At 53.0% G+C, this 19,524-nt stretch carries 18 protein-coding genes; 6 read left to right on the forward strand and 12 right to left on the reverse strand.

Annotated elements, in window-relative coordinates; all coding sequences use genetic code 11:
• Positions 1-126: 126 nt before the first annotated feature.
• Positions 127-2,214 carry an ABC transporter ATP-binding protein gene (locus BLT35_RS09430; protein ID WP_062409977.1) on the reverse strand — a complete coding sequence of 696 codons (2,088 nt, stop codon included), beginning with the start codon at positions 2,212-2,214 and terminating at the stop codon, positions 127-129.
• A 39-nt stretch (positions 2,215-2,253) separates the two neighbouring features.
• Positions 2,254-4,005: an ABC transporter ATP-binding protein gene (locus tag BLT35_RS09435; RefSeq protein ID WP_074727751.1), complete on the reverse strand. Its 1,752-nt coding sequence runs from the start codon at positions 4,003-4,005 to the stop codon at positions 2,254-2,256.
• A gap of 164 nt (positions 4,006-4,169) precedes the next feature.
• On the opposite strand from BLT35_RS09435, the gene BLT35_RS09440 reads away from it, so the two are divergent.
• Entirely contained in the window at positions 4,170-4,415 is a 246-nt protein-coding gene (locus tag BLT35_RS09440) for a hypothetical protein (protein WP_054820332.1), read from the forward strand.
• Positions 4,416-4,476: 61 nt separating this feature from the next.
• Here the strand turns inward: BLT35_RS09440 and rnhA are convergent, their stop codons facing one another.
• Genes rnhA through BLT35_RS09455 form a run of 3 tightly spaced genes read right to left on the reverse strand, consistent with a single transcriptional unit; the run spans position 4,477 to position 7,890 of the window.
• Positions 4,477-5,148 (reverse strand): ribonuclease H, encoded by a 672-nt coding sequence (gene rnhA, locus BLT35_RS09445; protein WP_074727662.1) that lies wholly within the window; start codon positions 5,146-5,148, stop codon positions 4,477-4,479.
• A 48-nt stretch (positions 5,149-5,196) separates the two neighbouring features.
• Positions 5,197-7,026 carry a DNA helicase RecQ gene (gene recQ / locus BLT35_RS09450; protein WP_254777533.1) on the reverse strand — a complete coding sequence of 610 codons (1,830 nt, stop codon included), beginning with the start codon at positions 7,024-7,026 and terminating at the stop codon, positions 5,197-5,199.
• A 6-nt stretch (positions 7,027-7,032) separates the two neighbouring features.
• Positions 7,033-7,890, reverse strand: a complete 858-nt coding sequence (locus tag BLT35_RS09455) for a glycosyltransferase family 2 protein (protein WP_074727664.1) — start codon at positions 7,888-7,890, stop codon at positions 7,033-7,035.
• A gap of 154 nt (positions 7,891-8,044) precedes the next feature.
• Between BLT35_RS09455 and BLT35_RS09460 the strand changes: the two genes are divergently transcribed.
• The 3 genes from BLT35_RS09460 to BLT35_RS09470 all read left to right on the forward strand — a co-directional run bounded on the left by BLT35_RS09460 (position 8,045) and on the right by BLT35_RS09470 (position 9,586).
• Positions 8,045-8,278, forward strand: a complete 234-nt coding sequence (locus BLT35_RS09460) for a helix-turn-helix transcriptional regulator (RefSeq protein ID WP_074727666.1) — start codon at positions 8,045-8,047, stop codon at positions 8,276-8,278.
• A gap of 82 nt (positions 8,279-8,360) precedes the next feature.
• A complete protein-coding gene (locus tag BLT35_RS09465; RefSeq protein ID WP_062409981.1) occupies positions 8,361-8,939 on the forward strand; it encodes a small multi-drug export protein in 579 nt (192 codons plus the stop codon).
• A gap of 101 nt (positions 8,940-9,040) precedes the next feature.
• Entirely contained in the window at positions 9,041-9,586 is a 546-nt protein-coding gene (locus BLT35_RS09470; protein WP_062409982.1) for a hypothetical protein, read from the forward strand.
• A gap of 60 nt (positions 9,587-9,646) precedes the next feature.
• Here BLT35_RS09470 and BLT35_RS09475 read toward each other — a convergent pair whose 3' ends face one another.
• Positions 9,647-10,321 (reverse strand): hypothetical protein, encoded by a 675-nt coding sequence (locus BLT35_RS09475; RefSeq protein WP_062409983.1) that lies wholly within the window; start codon positions 10,319-10,321, stop codon positions 9,647-9,649.
• A 234-nt stretch (positions 10,322-10,555) separates the two neighbouring features.
• Here BLT35_RS09475 and BLT35_RS09480 point away from each other — a divergent pair, with 234 nt between their 5' ends.
• Positions 10,556-11,044: a DnaJ family domain-containing protein gene (locus tag BLT35_RS09480; RefSeq protein ID WP_074727668.1), complete on the forward strand. Its 489-nt coding sequence runs from the start codon at positions 10,556-10,558 to the stop codon at positions 11,042-11,044.
• Between the two features lie 70 nt (positions 11,045-11,114).
• Here BLT35_RS09480 and BLT35_RS09485 read toward each other — a convergent pair whose 3' ends face one another.
• Positions 11,115-11,732, reverse strand: a complete 618-nt coding sequence (locus tag BLT35_RS09485; protein ID WP_062409985.1) for a nitroreductase family protein — start codon at positions 11,730-11,732, stop codon at positions 11,115-11,117.
• Between the two features lie 316 nt (positions 11,733-12,048).
• On the opposite strand from BLT35_RS09485, the gene yhfH reads away from it, so the two are divergent.
• Positions 12,049-12,210 carry a protein YhfH gene (gene yhfH, locus BLT35_RS09490; protein ID WP_235594366.1) on the forward strand — a complete coding sequence of 54 codons (162 nt, stop codon included), beginning with the start codon at positions 12,049-12,051 and terminating at the stop codon, positions 12,208-12,210.
• Positions 12,211-12,263: 53 nt separating this feature from the next.
• Here yhfH and BLT35_RS09495 read toward each other — a convergent pair whose 3' ends face one another.
• The 5 genes from BLT35_RS09495 to BLT35_RS09515 all read right to left on the reverse strand — a co-directional run bounded on the left by BLT35_RS09495 (position 12,264) and on the right by BLT35_RS09515 (position 19,459).
• A complete protein-coding gene (locus BLT35_RS09495) occupies positions 12,264-13,484 on the reverse strand; it encodes an MGDG synthase family glycosyltransferase (protein ID WP_062409987.1) in 1,221 nt (406 codons plus the stop codon).
• A 128-nt stretch (positions 13,485-13,612) separates the two neighbouring features.
• On the reverse strand, positions 13,613-14,863 hold the full coding sequence (gene nagZ / locus BLT35_RS09500) for a beta-N-acetylhexosaminidase (RefSeq protein WP_235594174.1): 1,251 nt from the start codon (positions 14,861-14,863) through the stop codon (positions 13,613-13,615).
• Between the two features lie 226 nt (positions 14,864-15,089).
• Positions 15,090-15,923 (reverse strand): protein-glutamine gamma-glutamyltransferase, encoded by an 834-nt coding sequence (locus BLT35_RS09505; RefSeq protein ID WP_062409988.1) that lies wholly within the window; start codon positions 15,921-15,923, stop codon positions 15,090-15,092.
• 83 nt (positions 15,924-16,006) lie between these two features.
• The gene (locus BLT35_RS09510; RefSeq protein ID WP_062409989.1) at positions 16,007-17,326 is read right to left on the reverse strand and encodes a deoxyguanosinetriphosphate triphosphohydrolase family protein; all 1,320 of its coding nucleotides are present in this window, start codon (positions 17,324-17,326) and stop codon (positions 16,007-16,009) included.
• A gap of 171 nt (positions 17,327-17,497) precedes the next feature.
• The gene (locus BLT35_RS09515) at positions 17,498-19,459 is read right to left on the reverse strand and encodes an LTA synthase family protein (RefSeq protein WP_082660888.1); all 1,962 of its coding nucleotides are present in this window, start codon (positions 19,457-19,459) and stop codon (positions 17,498-17,500) included.
• Positions 19,460-19,524 lie beyond the last annotated feature (65 nt).

Consider the following 19,524-nt stretch of genomic DNA (forward strand, 5'->3'; position numbering starts at 1 on the left):
TTTCTTTCCTGATGCAAGCATGATAAGGCGTTCCGGCGAAAGCTAGCCCCCGTCTCCCAACTCTGCCTGCAGCCGTTCAACGACTCGCGAGGCGGGTCATCCGATTTTGCGGAAGGCGCCGATCCTCTACGCTGTGGTGGGCGGCGCCAGTCCGCCGGATTGTAGCTGATACATACGATAATAACGACCCTCCAGCTGCATTAACTGCTCATGCGTGCCGCGCTCGACGATTTCACCGCGTTGCAGTACCAGAATTTGATCCGCATCGCGAATCGTAGAGAGCCGGTGCGCGATAATAAAGGTGGTCCGGCCCGCGCTGACGATTCTCAGCGCCTCCTGGATCAAGCCTTCCGTTTCGCTGTCGATGTTTGCCGTCGCTTCATCCAGGATAAGAATCGCCGGATCGAATGCCAATGCCCGTGCAAAAGAAATCAACTGCCGCTGCCCGGAAGACAACGTGCTCCCCCGCTCCACTACCGGCTCGTCGTACCCTCCTGGCAGCTGCTCTACAAAACCCGACGCGCCGACGTCGGCCAGCGCCTTGCGTACCTGTTCAGGGCCAATGGCCTCATTATACAAACTTACATTAAATTTGATATCACCCTCGAACAGGAAAGGGTCCTGCAGCACAATCCCCATATGCTTGCGCAGTGCCTGCTTGGACATGGATCGGATGTTGATGCCGTCGATACGAATTTCCCCCGAGGTTGGCTCGTAAAAGCCGAGCAGCAAATTCATGATCGAACTTTTGCCGGAGCCGGTATGTCCGACCAATGCTACGGTCTCCCCTTTTTTCGCTTCAAAGGAGATTCCCCGCAGGACGGGCTCTGCCTCCTGATAAGCAAAAGAAACACGGTCAAACGCCACATGCCCTTGCGGTCTGGGAACCTTCTCTGTCTCCTCCACCTCCGTCCCTTCCATATCCATCAATGCGAATACCTTTTCTGCCGACACGACGGCTCTCTGCGCATTCAGCAGCTGATCGAAAATTCCGATAATCGGCTGGAAGAAACGGCCCGTATAGTCAATAAAGGCATAAAACACACCGAAGGAAATCGAAGAGTGAAGCGACTGCCCGCCGAAATACCAAAGCACCCCTGCGGTAAATAACGCGCCGACAAGCCCGGTGAAGTTCCGTGAGGACAGGGAAAATACGCGGTTTTGCCTGATGTTGCTGCGATACCGGTCTTCATTGAGCGCATCGAATTCATCAAGGCGCCTTGCTTCCTGCCGAAAGGCCTGCAGAATCGGCATAACGGCGATCGATTCACTGATCATCGCATTCATGTCACTGAGTCTGGCCCTCATAATGGAGATGTACTTTTTGGAATATTTTAGATGAACCAGCATCACGATTGTAAATAACGGAATAAACAAAAGCGTAACCAGGGCCAACCTTATATCAAGTAAAAATAAAGCAATATAAATCCCGATAATGTTGATCATGCTGACCACAAACGTAGCCATAAAGCTCATAAACAAATCGCGGATCGCTTCCGTATCGTTAGCTATCCGGGATACGACCTGACCGATGGGCGTGTTGTCGAAATAGCGGATCGGAATCCGTTGAATATGCCGCATCAGATCCATTCGCATCCGTTGAATAATCCGTAGTGCAGTGGCTTGCAAAGTGTACCCCTGGATGTAATGCAGCACGCTTCCCAGGGCAAGAAGGCAGACAAACAACAGCAGCCAGCGAATCACCGGCACGATGTCATGCTGATAAAAGCTGCCGGCCTCCGCAGCAGTGAGCTTGCGCGCGGGAAACCGCTCGGATTCGCCGCCGGCCCCGGTCCATCTGACCTGCGCTCCCGCCGGACCGTCGCCATCCGTCTCCAGCGTCCAGGTTCCTTCGCCGCCCGGCACGTTACGAACCAGATATAGCCCGCGCTCAAGCTGTAGAATTATTGCTTCCCTCCACATCCCGTGTTCCAGATGTTCACTTTTCACCCAGTCTTCGCGAACATAGATGCGGCCGTCCAACTCGACCTGCGCCATCGTGCTCCCGAGCGGAGCTTCCGAAACCTTCTCATACCAAGGAAGCTGGATGCTGCCAATATGACGGTCGATGATGGTTTTCGCTATAAAAGGTCCGGCAAGCTCCGCGCCTACTGCGCAGCAAAGTACGAGCAGAGCCGCGGCAATGCGGTATTTGAACAGCATCGCATAACCGAACAGCCTGCGAAACACGGGTGTTTGTTCCCTCTCATCCATATAAGCCCGCGCACTTCCTTCCTGTTCGCCTGTCAGACGCTAATTTGATGAATCGAGCAGCTTGGCCTCCAGCTGCTGCCGTTCAAATTGATTCCTGTACCATCCGCCCTGTTTCATCAACTGTTCATGCGTTCCTTCTTCGGCAATGCGTCCGTCCTCCAGCACAATGATCCGATCCGCATGCATGACCGTAGAAAGGCGATGCGCAGCAATCCATGTCGTTTTTCCGGTACGCTCCCTCCGAATCGCTTGAAGAATGGCGCTTTCCGTCCGAGCATCCACAGCCGACAACGCATCGTCCAAGATCAGGATATCCGGATCGGCAAGAAGGGCCCTTGCGATGCTAACACGCTGCTTCTGGCCTCCGGATAGCATAACCCCGTTTTCTCCCACGATGGTCTGAAGCCCGTGCGGCAGCAGCTCCGCATCCTTCGTGAATGAAGCCAGTTCAATCACCCGACGAATATCCCCCTCAGAAGCATAGGGGCGTCCCAGAGCAATATTATCCCTGACGGATTTGGAAAGCAGAAGATGCTCCTGCGGCACATAGCCGATCCATTCGCGCACGCGCTCCATGGCCAGTTCCTCCAAGGGGATCCCGGAAATCCGAATACTGCCCGGAGGCGCCGGGTAAAAGCGGAGCAGCTGCTTTAAAAGCGTGCTTTTGCCGCTGCCGGTCCGACCGACAATACCCAGCGTCTGCCCGCGGTCCACCCTTAAAGATACAGCGGTGAGGCTGTCATACGCAGCGCCGGGATAACGAAACGTAAGCCGGCAAAACTCAATCGACTCCGGACTCTCCAGCGGCTTGGGATGAACCGGATTCCGAACATCCGGCTGCTGTTCAAAGGTCCGGCTCAACCGGTCAACCGATGCGGTACCGCGCTGCAGAACATTAATGAATTCGCCAAACGCAATCATCGGCCAGATGAGCATCCCCAGGTATATATTGAAGGACACCAGCTGTCCCAAGGTAATTTCATTATGGAACACCAAATAAGCCCCATACCCGATGCCAATGACATAGCTCATGCCGACAATCAGCGTGACGGTCGGATGGAACATCGCGTGAATTACCGCAACACGCATATTTTTCTCCATCACGTCGCTGGTGATCCGGTCAAACGCACGCAAATCATACTGCTCCTGCACATAGGAACGTATGACGCGCATGCCTGAGATCGATTCGAGCGCCTGGTCGTTCATGCGTCCGAAAGCGGTCTGCGCGCTGGCAAAGCGCCTGCGCGTCTGCCTGCCAAGGATACTGATGACAAGCGTCAGCAGCGGCAGCGGAATGAGCGCCGCCAGCATGAGCTTCCAACTGATGAACGAAACCATGGTTACAATCACTACGGTCGTGCCGGCAATCGTGTTGACCAGTGTCATGACACCGTACCCCGCCGTCTGACCGATTGCCGGGATATCATTGGTGGCCAGCGCCATCAGTTCGCCCGTGCTGTTTCTATGGAAAAAGGAGGGCGACATCCGCGTTAAATGCTGAATCAACCGGGTGCGCAGCCGTTTCTCAAGAAGTATCGAATTGCCGAACAGGGTTGTAATCCACAAGTAAATCATGAGATAAATTAGCAAAGCCAGGCCGACCAGCAGGAGCACGCCTTGCCGCAGCTCCGCACCCGTCAGGGTCCCCGTCCGAATTTGGTCGATAATACCGCCAATCATGCGGGGCGGAATCATGTTCAGCACATTTACCGCAGTCATGATCATGATAGCCAGAGCATACCTGCTCCAGCGTTCGCGGAAAAACCAAGAAAGTCTGCTGGCAAAGGACAATGCGCCCACCTCCCGCAAAATGAAATCCGGTCGCTGTTCATCATGAAGCATACTTCTTTACCATACCATATTTTGGTTGAACGGCAATGGAAAATTTTCATGATAACGGGATTCTGCGGGCATACTAAGGTGCGAAACGAACACAAGGGAGGATTTTGGCAAACATGGCAGAAGACAAGAGGATGAATCCGGTATCCAGCGAGGAAGTCGAAACCGACGGGATTTACGAAAATGAATGGGGACGCGAAGAGACGCTTAAACGCGGGGACGAATTTCCGTATGATCCGGCCATGGGGCAAACGGAATGGGAACTGGTGAGCCTGCCGCTCGAAAGCCAGGAGGAAGAAGTGTACAAGGATACGACGTATAAAAGAAAACCGCGCTTGCACATTGATCGGCAAGATAAATAGCACGAAAACAAGAGCGCCCATTCCTTTTGCAGGAGCAGGCGCTCTTGGCAGTTTCAGGTACTCATTTTCTCCCGTAATCGGCTTTGATCTCGCCCCACGCCTTCGTGTTCCACTTTACGATTTTATTCGGGTAGCTGTTGTGCTTCAGCCACGCTTCCGCACGATCGACCAGCGTCCAGATTTCCTTGGTGGATGCGTCCCGCACCAATGTAGAGGCGACGGCTTTCTTCCGCACCCAGCTGATGGCGGTCATCGAATCGCTGTAGATGGTCATGGCGCTTCCTTGTTTCTTGAGGTAAGCCAGTCCGTGCACGATCGCAAGGAATTCCCCCATGTTATTCGTCCCCTTAGAGATCGGCGGATGCTGGAACAGCACTTCGCCTGTCCGCGTATAAACGCCTTTGTATTCGACAATACCGGGATTGCCGCTGCAGCCAACGTCCACGGAAAGGCTGTCCAGTTCGATCTCGGTCGGCAGCTCTCCCGCCGCCGCTTGTCCATCGGCGCTCTTGGCCGCCCCGCTCTTGGCCGCCCCGTTCGCTTGAGCCCGGGCTGCAGCGCCAAACGCTTTTTTCCATCCGGCCTCAAACGCCTTTTTTGCATCCGACTCGCTTTCATAAGCTTTAAACTTTGCCTGCGGATATCCGTTCGTTTGTGCCTGGCATTCGGCCCACGTCTTGTATATGCCGGGCCGGCGCCCTTCCCAAACCACATAAAACTTCGATTTCGCCACGCTGCTGCGCCTCCTTTCTCCCGTCCAAACTCATCCCATCATACCTTCTCACTGCGGCTGCTCCTGCCGCCGCTTGAAAAATTCGATAAAATAAGCTCCGTATTTGAAAAATTTCGCTTCCCCGACACCCTTGATCTTCAGCATCGCCGCCGGGTTGGTAGGCTTCACCCCGCACATTTCGCGCAGCGTGCTGTCCGGGAACACAATATAAGGCGGAATCCCTTCCCGCTTTGCAATCTCCATACGCAGCTGCCGCAATTCGTCGAACAGCTCCGTCTCCACGTCCTTGACCGCCGGCGCCGCAGATTTTTTCCTCACCCGCTGCACAACCCGGTCCGCCCCCGCAAGTACGCCAGACGCTTTCGCCGTCAGCTTCAGCACCGGATACTTGCCCTCGGTCAGCTGCAGGTAGCCTTCTGCGATCAGCAGCTGGATCAGATCAATGATATCCTTCTCCGTCCGGCTTTTCATCAAGCCATACGTGCTCAGGCTATCGAATCCAAGCTCCAGCACCTTCTTGTTCCTCGATCCCTTCAGCACCGACGCGACCAGCGTCATGCCGAACCGTTCACGCATGCGCCGCACACAGGAAAAAATTTGCTGCGCCTCCAGCGTAATATCGGTCAGCTCCAGATCCGGGCTGACGCAGTTGCTGCATTGCCCGCAATCCTCCGCCGTGTCGCCGCCGAAATAGCGAACGATGTACCGCTGCAAACATTGCGGGGTATGGCAGTAGTCCGCCATCTGCTGAAGTTTGCGATATTCCTGGGACTGCCGCTCGGGATCGCCGACAGATTGCTCGATCAAAAACTTCTGGATATGAATATCCTGAGGGCTGAACAGCAGCAGACAATCGCTCGGCTCGCCGTCACGGCCCGCCCGACCGGCTTCCTGATAATAAGCCTCCATGTTTTTCGGCATGTTGAAGTGGATGACGTAGCGCACATTCGATTTGTCTATACCCATACCGAATGCGTTGCTGGCCACCATCACACGCACCTCGTCGTAAAGGAACTGCTCCTGGGCTTCCGCCCGCTCCTTGTCCGTCATACCGGCATGATATCTGCCTGCCGCCACGCCCTGACGGCGCAAAAATTCACACAGCTGGTCAACCTCCTTGCGCGTAGCTGCGTAGACAATGCCCGCTTCCTCGGCGTGTTCGCGGATATATCTCATCAGCACATCCCGCTTGTTCTCGCCCTTTACGACAGAGAACGACAAGTTTTCCCGCGCAAACCCGGTGACGAACACTTGCGGCTCCCGCAGCTTCAAGTGCCGGACGATATCCTCGCGAACCTGGTCGGTCGCCGTCGCCGTGAAAGCCCCAAGCAGCGGCCTCTCGGGCAAGTGCGCCACAAGCTGGTTAATCCGCATGTAGCTCGGCCGGAAATCGTGTCCCCACTGCGATACGCAGTGCGCTTCATCGACAGCCACCATCGGCACCACCAAGTTCGACAGCAGCTCAAGAAACCGTTCCGACTCCAGGCGCTCCGGCGCTACGTAGAGCAGCTTGTATTCCCCCCGCTCGGCTTTACGTATGCGAAGCTCCACCTGCGCATAAGAAAGCGAGCTGTTGATGTACGCCGCCGGTACGCCAATGCTGTCCAGACCGTCCACCTGATCCTTCATCAAAGAGATCAGCGGCGATATAACGATCGTCGTTCCGCTCATGAGCATCGCCGGTATCTGATAGCAGATCGATTTTCCGCCACCTGTCGGCATGATGCCCAGCGTATCGTTTCCATTCAGGATGCTGGCAATCACTTTTTTCTGACCCTCGCGAAAATCGGGATACCCATAGTACTTGCGCAGCAGTTCCCGCGCTTCCTCCATTGTGGCGGAAAACACAGGCTCCTGTCTGTCATTCATCCCCAGCATAAGTAGTTATGCCTCCTTTTGCCTGCCGGCCCGCCTGGACACGATCGGCTTCCCGTCCCACAGTATTTCCGTAGCTGCCTTTCGCGCCTTCATCTCCGGCTCCTCCAACAGCAGAAAAAAGTTTTTGGTCGGCAGTTCTCCCAGTCCGTGCTTGGCCGACAGCTTGTCCAAAAACGGGCGCATATCCTCCAAATCCCCTGACATATTGCTGCCGCCGCTTTGTGCAAAAGCATACAACGCGCTGGCCACCGGCACCCTTTTGACCCGATAATGCTCCGCCGTCCGCAAATAAAAATCCCAATCCCAATAATGATACATCTCCGGATCGAATAAGCCCAAACGGTCCTGCAGCGTTTTCCGATAGAGACAGCCGGACGAAAAGAAGGTCGAAAACCGGCGCATCCCGGCGGCATCATACTCATAGGCGAATACAAACCGGTTCGTCGGCCAGCGCACACCCGCTTCGTCCACCACGTAATCGAAAATTTCAACATCGGAATAAACCAAGTCGCTGTCTTCAAGCTCCTGGAGCATCCGTTCCACATGGCCCGGCAGCAGCAGGTCGTCGTCGTCGCACAGCATAATATACTCGCCGCGTACGAATTCGAGCCCTTTGTTGCGCGCATGCACATGCTTTTGATTGCTTTCCAAATGGACAACCGTAATATCCAGCTCCGGATACAGGTCTTTTACAAAATCAACGGATTCTCCGCAGTCATTGACAATAATAATCTGCAGCTGCCGGTATGTCTGCCGCCACAGCGACTCCATCAGCTCGCACAAAAAGTCCGGCCGGTTATAGGTCGGTATAATCACGGATATCAGCGGCTGCCGATCCATTTCCTGCTCGCCTCGCTCTCCCATTTCTTCCTACAGACACTATACCGAAAATTGAAGTCAAGGGAAACTCCAATATCAAAACATTGTTAAATATACTTGTCAAAATGTTAAGTATACATTACAATATGTAATGTGAAATTAACAATGATATGAGGGATGACTCGAAAGGAAGAATGCTATGCTGCGAACCAGAGTCAAAGAGCTGCGGGCACGTTTCGATTGGTCCCAGGAGGATCTGGGGCGCAAGGTCGGGGCAACCCGTCAAACGATCGGTATGATCGAAAAGGGGGATTACGCCCCGTCTGTCGTGCTGGCGCTGAAAATTGCCGCCGCCTTTGGAATGCCCGTGGAAGAAGTGTTTTATTTGGAGGATAACATGGTTAACGAACAGAAAGGGAGGGATCATCAATGACACCGATGCTTTATTGGCGGGAGCTGCGCAAATGGCACAGAAACAATGAGTAAACCGCATTAGAAAGGATGATTAACTAAGGATGGATATGATGCAAAACGATTGGGGAGCGGCGTGGCAATATGTCGTCGTGTTTCTGATGGCCGCCGCACCATGGCTTGATGTATTTGTAGTCGTGCCGCTTGGGGTGGCCTGGGGCTTGAATCCGTTCGGAGTATCGATTGTCGCGTTTGTCGGCAACTGGATTCCGCTTTTGCTGCTGGCCTTGTTTTTCCGTGAGTTTACGGCATGGAGAGCGCGCGTCAAAGCCCGTAAAGCATTAAAGCGGCAAATGGCCGCAGAAGCTTCGGGCGGCGGAAGCACTGCAATTGAAGAAGGCTCGGGCGAAGCCGCCTCGTCGGATCTGGCCGGCAGTCCGAAAAAGTACCGCCGCGCCAGACAAATATGGGAAAAATACGGGGTTCCCGGCCTCGCCTTGCTGGCCCCGGCTCTTGTCGGCACCGACATCGCCACCTTACTGGCGCTTTCTTTTGGCTCCTCGCGCCGCTGGGTGATGTCATGGATGACGGTCAGTCTGCTGGTGTGGACGGTACTCATGGCTGTCGGTTCCGTTTATGGTCTCGGCTTTATCGGTTGGTTTGATCAGTCTCGCGTATCTTAGGCTATATAATAGATTACTCCTGCCCTATGTTTATACGTCATACCTGTGTTACAATATAGAAATGCACCGCCTATTCTGAGTTGATCAAGGAGGTATTTGAAATGCCGCCACAAGAAAAGCAGCTCGAAGGCATGGTTACGACGGAAACGGCAGTGATGATGCAGGAAATACCCGCTTCAGACCGGAAGGGACTCTCCCCGACAAAGCGATCCCGCCGCAAAACGGCTGCTCCAGAAACGGAAGCGCCCAAGGCGGGCGAGACCAAGCCCGCCTTGGAGGTGAAAGAATCCGTCGCTAAGCTGCGCAAGCGCGCCAAATCGGCTGTTGCTAACGACGGCGAAGCGGAGCAAGAGCCAGGAATCGCCTCACCAGTCGTTATTACGGAGGACATTCCCGCTGCAAAACCGGCGGAATCGCCAATGGGGACCCGCAGCGCATTGCTTCAGGTGCTGGAAGGCACACTGAAGAAAAAGGAACGTAATGAAACCCACGAACAGTACCGCGTCTATATCCGCAAGGATCTGAAAAAACGATTGGACGCGCTCGCGGAGCATCAGAACAAGGGCTTCAAAACACTGCTTCTTAACTACGGTCTGGAAAAAACATTGGATGAACTGGAACTGGCCTTAAAGAACGATGAAGAATAATCTGCCTCATATGAAATAGCGGACTCGCCTCTGAGTCCGCTATTTCACGTTTAATCTTATTTAAATCGGCAGCAGCCGAACCGTCTCACGCTGCTTCAGCCGCTGCACCATCTCGTACCAGGCATCCGGCTTTTGAGGCAGGACGGCATAATATTTCTCCAGAAAACTGGATACCAGAGATGCCGGTACAGCCTCTATCTTTTCATCCGCGATCGGCATAAAACAAAGGTCGAGTCCGTGAACGGCTTCACCGTCATTGTGCCAGGAAGGGTGTATGTAGTCAAAATCCAGCTTCCGGTAACCGAGATGGGCAAGCACTTCGCGGCGCACGAACGGATTCATGGCTTTGACTCCTCCGAATTCCAGCCGGTCGGACAAATAAGGATTGTAAATTTCGGCGAACATCCCCAGAAGGGTTCCTCCGGATTCCGAAACCACTGCACGCAAATCCTCCATACGGCGGTTGGCCAAGAAAGGCCCGACGCCAAGCCCTTCCTTGCCGATAATGGTGAAATCCGTCATGGCCACTTGAAGATCCTTGTAATAGCGGTACTCCGTAGCGCCCACAACCTCTCCGTCCTGAATGGCGACAAATACCCGGATACCGGGGTCGCGGAGCGGTTCTGCCCAAAGCTCATATTCGAGAACCTCTTCCGGCGGAAACACATTTTGCATCAGTTGATGCATTTGGCGGAAATAAGGATCTTCAATATCGGTTATTCGATAATATTGCATAGTGTCTACCTCCTGTTAGGAACGATCGCTTGCATAAGCGAGTTTTTTTAATTATAGCAAACCGGGCCGCTTCTCACCAATGGACATGAACGCTTTACGGCTTTTCCTTCATGAGCTTATTATCCATGCGCTTCGGAAAACGGCCAATGCCTCTTATCCCCAATCTCTCTTGACCCTGATCTTTGTTTCCGCTACGCTGATACCTGATGGATTCTGCAGAAGGGGTGTTGGCAGTTGTACAAAAAACAGCCTGAAAACCATAACGTTTCTAACAGGAACAGGGAGGATCATGAACGGCCGATCATTCCCTTGCCTAAAGAAACTTTGGAGGACCGGGATGTGATTGCCGTCGCGCAAGCGGAAATACAGCGGAGAGTGGATGATGCTTACGAGGAATTCGTCCGCAGCGGAGGTCTTGAGCGTTTGCCGGGAATAGGCAAGCCGCTTGAGGTCCCTACGGGAGATATTCTGTCGTCGATCTTGCGGCAAGCTAACGTTCAGCCTCCTTGGCTTGTGCTGCTCAAGGAAATTCGCGCTAATATGGAAGCCGCAATGGAGCTGATAAAGAAAAGCCCCGGCGATCCTGAGATTGATGCTCTGCTTGCTGACACGAACAAACAGATTGCAGAACTGAACCATCAAGCTCCCAGCTTGACCCTGCACCGTAAGAAGGTCACTCGCGCCAACCTTAGGGAACAGTATGAATGCTGGTACAGTCCATAAAAAGAATAAGCCCCGCCTCCGCGGCAGCTTGCCTGGAAAGCGGGAGCCTTAAGTAGATGGAACGGATTGCTTAGAAGCTTTCCCGGATAACCAAACTATCGAGCGGCAGTCGCTCTGTAGGACGCGCCGGGCTGGCGGCTTTACCGATCGGAATCATCATCACGGGCACATAACGCTCCGGAATGTTAAACTCCTGAATCAGAGCCGCCTGGTTGTACCCACCCATGGGTACACTGTCATAACCTTTGGCTTTGGCGGCCAGCATCAGCTGCATGGCAGCCAGTGAAGCGTTGCGGATCGCTTCATCCCGTGCGACAACCGGATTATTGGCATAAGCCCCTTCAATTTGCTTCACCATCATCTCACGAATGTCCTGAGAAGCCTTCTCATATACGACAGGAGCAGCCAGATTAGCCTGGAGATCCCCAAGCACTATGACGACAACAGAAGCGTCCGAAACTTGCTGCTGCCCGAAGGCGATCGGAAGCAATCGGTCTTTATTCGCTTGCTCGCTAATCACAAGAAAACGCCAATGCTGCAAGTTCCAAGAGGACGGAGCGCTCGCTGCCGCCTGAAAAATTTCATTCAGCTCAGCCTCCGGAATGACGAAGCCTCTTTCATATTTACGAACGGAATGACGGGAAAACATCACTTGCAGCGCATCCTGTTTTTGTTCCAGTTGACTCATGATTCTCCACTCCTGCTATTTTTTATATTGTATATATTACAGCGGCTTACTTACTTTTGTAAAGCATATGCATTGAAGCCCTGCCCGTCCGAGTTTATTTTTTCCGCTCAAGATGCGGAGCATTCGGTTCTGAAATAAATGTTGAAAAAATGCCTCGAAACGGCCGCCTCGGAATTTCAAATTCGATGCCCTTTTGCCCGGTTATTCAATGAAGTTGATAATGAAGAATTTGTGAACGCTAAAAAAGCGCTTACAATTCAAGTTCTTTTGCAGTATAGTAGAGGTATCATGAACGAAGGGAATGATTCGCATGCTGATGCGTTCAACCGAGTTTTATGAAAGTTTGCCTTTGAAATGCTGCGATACTTGCGGAGAGACGCTGGAAGAAATGGCCGACTGTTACAGCTGTATATGCCCTTCATGCAAGGGTGTTACATTCTACCCGCTTAGCCCCGTCACAGGAACGACAAATGAATAATCCACACGCATTAAACATAATTTAACGCCCCTGAAACAGGGGCGTTGTTTGTGTTATGTGCCGGCTTGCGCCTCCCTGACAGCAAGCGTCTGCCGAGTTTCTCTGTTCAGCTGATCTGCGGGCTGGAGCTTCATGATCGCATCCCATGCCTGTTCCGCCGGCCGGTTGCTTCGAAACTGCCTGGCCTTGGCTCTCATGGCCGATAAAGCTGCGCGGTTTTCCACCAGCTCCAGAAGCTGATCCCGGAGCTTCCGTTCCTTTGAAGCGATAACGGCGATCCCCGCCTTCTCCAGAACGGACGCATTGTCCTCCTCTTGTCCGGGAATGGGCTTGTACAACAGCATCGGCAATCCCGCGGTAGCCGCTTCCGATGTCGTTAAGCCCCCGGGCTTGGTTACCAGCAAGTCGGCCGCTGCCATCCACTCATGAATATTATCGACAAAACCGGTAATCCGGATGTTCGGCGTCGGATTCTTGTCCAGCTCCTTTTCCAGCCGAAAACGGGCCGCATCATTACTGCCGCAGATAAGGGTAAGCTGTACGTGCCGCCGCAAAACGGACGAACGAATCAATGCTCTGGTCTCCTCACTAAGCAAGCCGCAGCCGCCGCCCATAACCATGACCAGCGGAAGCTCCGGGTTTAACCCTAATCTCCGCTTCAAAGCCTCCCGGTCTGATTCTGAAGCCTCGGAAAAACACGAACGCACCGGAATGCCGGTCACACACAAGCTGGTTGCCGGGATGCCCCGCTGCCGCAAGGCTGCGGATACCGACTCTGAACCGACCAAATACAGGTCCGTGTGCGGATTCAGCCACAGGCTGTGATCGGTATGGTCCGTGATCACCGTAACCAGCGGCGTCCGTAGTCCGGTTCTCGACTTCAACAGCGATACGGCCGCTGCAGCCAAGGGAAAAGTACATATAATGACATCCGGCTGCTTTTCGTTCACCAATGCGGCCAGCCGCTGCAGCCCCATCCCCAGAAGGCATCGAAAAGGCAGCGACAGGCTTTGGCTCGCTCTCGTTTTCTTATATAAATATCCGTATACGCCCGGCGCCTTCTCCACTCCTTTGAGAAAGCCGTATCTTACAAACGGATGAAGGTTGGGATGAATCCGCCGCAAAAAATCGACCGTTTCCGCCTCCACCCAAGGTACAGTTCCCGCACTGCATGCTTCCGCCAAAGCGCGTGCGGCTTGACGATGGCCGTCCCCCAGATCTCCCGAAAGCACCAAAGCCCGGGCTCCCGTATTCCATTTGTTATTTACCGCCATGGTAAAGCCCCCCATATGAGGATTGGTTTTTTCTCTGTCTATTTAGATCTAATAATAAACAAAAGTGATTGGAAATCCCTTATGTTGAGCTTAAAACTTTCTTAAAAATGGCAAGCGGCGGCCGCCCTCTATGGGGCTATAGCTTTAACCGCGTTTTGCATATCGTCATTTATTCGAGTCAGGTCAGGAAACGGGGCCTGTTCATCGCTCAGCCGGTACTTTTCCTTCAAGCGGAGAATACGGGCGACGCTTTGGTCAATCTGTTCCATTGTCAGTATACCATCACGAACCGCCTGCTGTACGGCATCATATACATGCTTGGCCTCGTCAAAACCGTGGCCTACGAGCAGCACGTCGCTTCCTGCGTCAACAGACCGTACGGCCGCCTGGCCGATATTGTATTGTTTAATAATCGCGCCCATCGTAAGATCATCGGTGATCACTACTCCTGTGAATCCGAGCTCCTTGCGCAGCAAATCCGTAACCACTGGCCTGGACAAGGAAGCCGGTGCCTCTTTGTCCAGCTTTGGCAGTAACATATGCCCTACCATGACTGCCTCGGCACCGCTGTGAACCGCCTCGGCAAAAGGCTTCAGCTCGAGCGCTCTCAGCCGGTCCATGTCATGATTCACCACCGGCAAGCCGATATGTGAATCTACCGTTGTATCCCCGTGGCCCGGAAAATGCTTTACAACCGGGATCACCTGACTTTTCTGCAAGCCCTTCATCACCTGAATCCCTATCGCAGCGACACGTTCGGGCCTGGAGTCATAAGACCTGTCCCCGATCACCGGGTTGTTCGGGTTGCTGTTTACGTCGAGCACCGGTGCGAAATTCATATTCATTCCGAGCGCGGTCAACCCCTTACCGAGCGTTTGTCCAATGTTTTGTGCCAGCTCCGGGTTGTCTGCTTTCCCGATCTTTTCCGCCGCGGGCACTTTCACAAGCTCCGGCGGCATCCTGGTTACACGACCGCCCTCCTCATCTACACTGAGCCAGAGCGGCGGTGCACCCGTTGCCGCATTGGCTGCTTTTAACGAATTGGTCAGCTCTATCAGTTGCCTGCTGTCCTTTATATTGTCCTTATAAAAAATAAATCCGCCCACATGGTACGTACCGATCATCGCTTTGGCTGTCTCGCTTATCTCGGAGCCGTCCAGTCCGACAATCATCATCTGTCCGATCTTCTCATCCTGCGTCATCCGTTCAATTCGTTCTTGAACCGGATCCTTGGTCGGCCGCTCTGTCTCACGCTCCTTCTCGGCAGACGGCTCGCTCTGCTGGTTGGAGGATATACAGCCTGTTATCGTCAAGAGCAGCATGACGCACCATACCGCAAGGACGAACACCCTGAAGCGGTTAGTTCCTGAATAGCGCACAGTCCTTCATCGCCTCTCTTTGCCCAGATGAACCCCATAACGTTATCATTACCCGAAAATAGAGGGAGGTAAACCATGTTCGGGATGTTCCATGGGTTTGCTATTTATTGACAGTCTGCGAAACCGCGGCGCGAGAACCGACGTCCCAGGCAACAAAAAAGGCCGCATCCTTCTGGGTGCGCTCCTTTTTTCATTGCCCGCACAACCTCTTCGCAACCGGAAAGAATCAGACGGCATAAATCCCTGTTCGGCAACCGATACGTGCGATAATGCATTCCGTATCGTCTATTGACGACACCATCGATATCTCCTCCGTGAAATCCCGGAAGGACGCCGCTTGCTGCAAATAGAAAAAATTCGGGTATGTCGCCTCATCCAGCAAGTAGGCCGACACTGTGCTTCCCGGCTTCCGATACCGATTCAATCTGGAGATGATTCCCTCCGCATTCATAATACCGATTCCGTGGCCAAAATAGAGGTCGCCGTTTAGCTTAACGGCGTTCTCCCCCTGCCAATGGATCATTTCCGGATCCACATCAGGGTTTTTGAAATACACGATATCCCCCGGAAATGCCAGCCGTTTTCCATACACCGTAATCAGCCGGAGATCACTGTCATGATGCCAAGAGTACAAATATAAATTGGCAAACAGCCGATCGAAAGCAGCGGTACCGATCGTTTCAAGCACTGCTTTATATAAAACGATGATTACCGCCGTTGCGCACTCAAAACCGTACAAATGACCGTTTACATAAATATCCCTTATCGCATCAGCAGGCCTCACAAACGGTCTTTGCTGAAATGCTCCGTTCTCGGTACGAATCCAATACGCTTCATTGCAAAATGATTTTTTGAACGATCTGAAAACGGCACCGCTCCTCTGCATAGCGACGGAAGAATCAACGATGGCCTCTCTCAGCTTAAGCTCGAAGCGCAGCGATTTCATGGATTCGTAATGGAACGGCGTCCCGCTCCTAATCTTTTGCTCCGCGATCTCCCGCTCCAGTGGAGTCATTCCATACAAGTCGACGGGGACGCTCCCCCCTGCTATGATAATCACGCCCGTTCCCCCTTTGGCCCTGTCTCGCGATTAGATCGCTCGATCCATTATATGCCTTGGAGGCCCTATGGCAGACCGACGAATCAGTCCATCTCGTATATCGAACCGGATTTGCTGGCGAACAGCTCGGCATACACCTTCTCGGCGTAAGCATCCGTCATCCCGGAGATGTAGTCGGCCACAAAACGCGGCCAAGACCACTGAGCCTTATGCTGCTCGTAACTGGCCACCCAATCGGCCGGGATGATGAGCCGACCGTGATCGGGTACCTTAAAGCTGTCCCACAGGCGCCGGATCATGATCTCGCTGCGCTTCTGCAGCCGCTGTACGCGAAAATCCTTAATCAATGTAACCCAGGCCAGCTTCTTCAAGATCTCCATCGTCCGCAGCAGCTCCAGATCCTGCTGTCCGTCCCGTACGAACGTGACCCGCTTCCAGCCCTTCTTAGGATCATCAATAATGCCGACGCGGCCCGCAAACGTGCTGACCCAGCGGGCTTTTATCTCTCTGCGGGTTCTGGAAGCTTCCTTACCGCATTCCGCATAAATCGTTTCCCACTGCTCCAGATAAGTATCCAGCACACGTCTGACCATCGCACCGATATCCACCTGCTCCCAACCGACCTCCAGATTGCCTTGGTCGTTGACGATCTCCTGAATGAGATGCTCCACAAGTCTGTCATCCTCAAAGAAGGTCCGATTCATCTGGATCTTCCCCGCACGAATGCCATCCTCAATGTCATGGGTGGAATACGCAATATCGTCGGACAAGTCCATAAGCTGGGCCTCTAAAGTCGAGCAGCCCTCGGGCATTTTCCACCGGTCCCGAAGTTCGGCGATTCTCCCGTCCCATTCCATCGAATATACGCCCTTATGCCGACCGGGGTCTTCCAAACGAAAAGGATATTTATTAATGGCCAGCAGTACGGCGGCGGTTAAATCGAGTCCGCTGTCGCTGCCCGCCCGCTTTTCAAGAAACATGAGGATACGGAAATTTTGCGCATTTCCTTCATATTCCAGACCGTATTCTTCATTGAGCAGCTGATTCAGCACTTCTTCGCCCTTGTGGCCGAACGGCGGATGCCCCAGATCATGCGCAAGCGAGGCGCATTCCACTACCGCCGGGTCCAGCATCAGCCCCGGATGTTCTTTACGGGCCAGAAAAGGGTACTGCTTGCCCATTCGGCGAGCTGTCTCACGGGCAATTTGCGATACTTCCAGAGAATGCGTGAGCCGCGTCCGATAGTAATCGCCCGAGCCCGCTCCGAACACCTGCGATTTGCCCTGCAATCGGCGAAAGGCCGGAGATTGTATTAACCTGGCATAATCCCGTTCATACTCGTCCCGTTCCTCGCTGAAAGTGCCGTGCGCCGGTTCGTCCAATCGAAGCTTTCGCAGATCCATATCCCTTCCTCCTCCTGATGTAATTTACTATGATCCGTTTCAACATCAGAAATGTGTCATCTTCAGGAAATTGTAGCATATTTGTTTTTCCAAAGAAAAGGTACAGGTGATCGCATAAAACACGCATCTCCGAGGTTCCCGGCCTCATAAGCGGCCGCAAAGAAACGCCGCTCATTGAGCGGCGTCGACTTCCTCTTCACTTGCAATATTCACATGGTCAAAGCCGTCAGGCTGTTCATCGCTGCGGGTAAACCCATTGGAATCCAAGTACTTGGCAAGATACTGCCCGCCGAACATTTCGTCATACTGCAGCTCGCGGTACTTCTCTACATCGCTTGCTACGGAAGACGGAGGCGAATTGTACAAAACTTGACCGGAATCGACCACCAAGCCGCGCAGCAGCCCCGGCACCTTCCGGGAAAGCTCGAAATTGTAAGCCCAGGCCGCCGGCTTCTCCATCTGCAGCCGGTCAAGGACATAAGCGTTCAAGAACGAATTGCTCAGAATCGGCACATGCTCCTTAGGCAGGTCCATATTGGACCACATCACAAACGGCACACTGTGAATCCGTTTCTGTTCTTCAAGCGACCACTGGTCGGACCTTCCCGTAGACACAAATCCGCTTTGAACATACACATCATAATCATAACCCAGCATCGGCAGATGGTCCCCGTAGAAGACGATGACCGTCGGCTCATCCGACTTCTCGAAATGATCGATCAGCATCTTCAGGCTGTGGTCCGCATTGTACACTCCCTGCGCGTACGTTTGAAGCGTGTTTCGCGCTTCTTCGGTCAGATTCCCTTCAACTTTAATGTCGGTCTCTCCGTAACGGTTATCATTGTAGGGCCCGTGATTCTCCATCGTTACGGCGTATATAAACGTCGGATTGTCGTTTGCTTCCACCTCGTCGATTATACTGCGCGACACTTCATCGTCGGAGATGAAGGCACCCCGATATTCCGGATTGTCAAAATCTTCTTTGCTTTTGAAATCATCGAAGCCCATATACTGATATACTTCTTCCCTATTCCAAAACCAGCCATCATAGGAATGAATCGCCACGCTCCGGTAGCCCTGGTTTTTAAAATAGCTGGCCAGGCTCGGAATCGGTTTTCTGATATACTGCTGGTATGGTATGGACCCCGCAGGCAGGTTGCTCATCGATTGCCCGGTCAGCACCTCAAACTCCACGTTGCTGGTGCCTCCTCCGAATTGGGGAGACAAGAGGTACCCCGACGTCGTTTTCTTCTGCAGACGGTGAACCGTCGGGAGGGGGTCTTTATTGAATTTAACTCCCGGAAGCAGCGTCGGATCCCAAAACGCTTCATTCATAATGAAGATCACGTTCGGCTTTTTGTCATTCGATACGGAGGCCTTCGACGCGCCGACCAACTCATTTAAGCCTTCCGCCATATTGGCAATGGAGAGCTCGCTGTAGCCGGACGGTTTGGGAACGATCGAATTTTTCACATTCATGGTAAAAGCCAACGAAATCCCGTTTTCCCCGTAATTCTGCTGCTGGTTCCAAACGATTTCATTAACGCCCGCCTGAGCCATGACCTTCTCCGCCCAAGGCGCCCTCACACCGAAGGAATACAGCGCGAGAACAGCCATCAGGCCCAGTGTCATGCGAACCCACAGCTTCATCGGCCATCGCGGCAGCCAGATCCTGAGCAGGAAAATACCGGCCGAAATCCCGAAGACGAGGACCAAGCGAACCAATGCCTCTTTACTGGTGACCAGGGGAATAATATTCATGCTCTCTTTTTTCAGGAAAATGTCCCACGGAAAAAATGGTTCCCCGATCAGCTTCTGCTTAAAAAAACTGATGAGTGACATCAGCATCAGCAGCAGGGTGCTGAATCCCATGGCAAAAAAGAGCGATCCGATCAAACAATAGATTAGTAAAAATACGAAAAAGGCAAGCAAAGCATTCACAGCAAAAAGCTTCGGATTGGCGGTGAGCCAATCCCAGGTTTCCTGCACATTACCCCTCTGTATCAGTTCCATCCCAAACACAAGCAGAAATGGAACAATAAGCAATGACACTAGGATCACTTTGTTTTGGATCGCGCGGGCTTGCGCTAATCGTGATGACTTTGGCTGTCCTCTGGATGCCAAGGGACGCATCGTTTCTCACTCTCCTATCAGCCCGCTTCTTTATACAGCGGAAATCAATATTAAGATATTGTAAA

Origin of the sequence: Paenibacillus naphthalenovorans, from assembly GCF_900099895.1 — a bacterium.
Classification (GTDB): domain Bacteria; phylum Bacillota; class Bacilli; order Paenibacillales; family NBRC-103111; genus Paenibacillus_G; species Paenibacillus_G naphthalenovorans.